We start from the raw sequence: 1155 nt of genomic DNA on the forward strand, positions 1-1155 counted from the left end.
AAAGGCTACGCACGCCCCTACGCTTCCGACAGGCGGCCTGTATATAAAATAGGTGTAAGCTTCTCCTCGCAGACCGGAACCATTGATGACTGGAAGATTCAAGACTAATCTTCCAAACGGAACTCTGCCATTAACAGAATCTTTTCACGATTATCCCCAATAGTGATTTCTTTGAAATAACGGTAACGTCCGGGGTTGTTGGGATGCACATCGGGATAAAGGTGGGCAGTAAGCTTTTCCGTTTTGCCCGGACACAAGACATAGCCTATACTTATCACATTCGGATTTATAGGCAAATGATACCATTGCCCCTCCCGTTCATAAGCCAACGAGTAATCGGCTCCATAATGGATATTCGTACCACTTTCATTTGACAAGATAAAAGTTACGGTTTCCGATTGGACAGAAAAAGACGGAGAAGTGGTTTTCAAATGTACGCCTAATGTCCCGCTTATACCTTCTTTCGTACAAGGTTCATCCATACGACCTCCACTAAATTGTAAAGCAGGCGAATCAATAATCTTCTTCCGGAACGCCTGCTGACTTTCGGATGTATTTACTATCAGATTTATGGATAAATGATGCGCCCCTACACCATACCCTACCACATTGGCATTGACATCGGTATTCTCCGGTAAAGCCAAACGCTGACGGACCTTCCTTTGCAATACTATCAAATCTTTCTGCGAAAACAACGAATCACCTGTCAACTCCAAATGAAAAGCACTGCTTCCCGTTTTCTGTTCCAAAGTCTGACGTATAGCTACAGTATCGCCTTCTACCTGAAATACCAACATGCCGTTAGCATAATACACCCCCTTCAGGAACGGCGGACAATAAGGGTCGCTTGCCAAATCACCCGATATCCCATACACTTTATACAAACGGTAAAGCATATCCATTCCCGTAGCTTGTTTTTCCACAGGTGAGGATTTTACCACCAATGTATCTGAAGAATCGATTCCTCGCATTTGCCTGCCTCCGCACCCGGTCAAAACCAATAGCACAAACCATATCAATGTATTTACTCTCATAGCCTATCCATAACTCCATGCCCAAATATACGAAAAATTCTGCATCCCTAATAAATTTGGCAATATAAAATATTCTCACTATTTTTGTGCTATACCAATAAGCATACGATATGAAATACCC

2 protein-coding genes are annotated in these 1155 nt (G+C 42.9%); both read right to left on the minus strand.

The genetic code is table 11. The features are described 5' to 3' along the window. Positions 1 to 104 precede the first annotated feature (104 nt). Positions 105 to 923, minus strand: a complete 819-nt coding sequence (locus H9625_RS17355; protein WP_225226496.1) for an immunoglobulin-like domain-containing protein — start codon at positions 921 to 923, stop codon at positions 105 to 107. Further along, positions 877 to 1155 (minus strand): hypothetical protein (locus tag H9625_RS17875; protein ID WP_225226497.1); only part of this gene is annotated, 279 nt, incomplete at its 5' end. The genes H9625_RS17355 and H9625_RS17875, both read right to left, overlap by 47 nt.

This window comes from Phocaeicola intestinalis (genome assembly GCF_014837065.1).
Lineage (GTDB): Bacteria > Bacteroidota > Bacteroidia > Bacteroidales > Bacteroidaceae > Phocaeicola > Phocaeicola intestinalis.